Below are 330 nucleotides of genomic sequence, written 5' to 3' on the forward strand. Positions count from 1 at the left end.
GTAAACTTCCGTGTCCATACTGCTTCCCTTTATTCCGTCAAAATACTCGGAAAGCAACTTTGTCCCTGTCACTCCGTCTCCCGGCTTAATCTCGCCCAGATCTTTGAGTGACGCAAAATTTAATCCTGTCACCACGGTCACAGCCAGCGCTGCCGCAAGGCAGACAGCCGCTGTTATATGATTTTTCTTCATGTCTGCCTCCCTATTTAATCATCAATAATCTTAAAATAAGCGGAATCACTACGAGCGCCGCGTTGGCCTGAAGCGTGATTTTCTCTTCGTCGAACAGGTTCCAAATGGTAAATATTAAAACAACTGCTATAATTCCTC

At 45.2% G+C, this 330-nt stretch carries 1 pseudogene; it reads right to left on the reverse strand.

Annotated elements, in window-relative coordinates:
* Window positions 1-192: pseudogene (locus tag HJV72_RS18845) on the reverse strand (succinylglutamate desuccinylase); the annotation flags it as partial.
* Between the last annotated feature and the right edge of the window lie 138 nt (window positions 193-330).

Origin of the sequence: Extibacter sp. GGCC_0201, from assembly GCF_017566055.1 — a bacterium.
In the GTDB taxonomy this organism is placed as follows: Bacteria; Bacillota; Clostridia; order Lachnospirales; family Lachnospiraceae; genus Extibacter.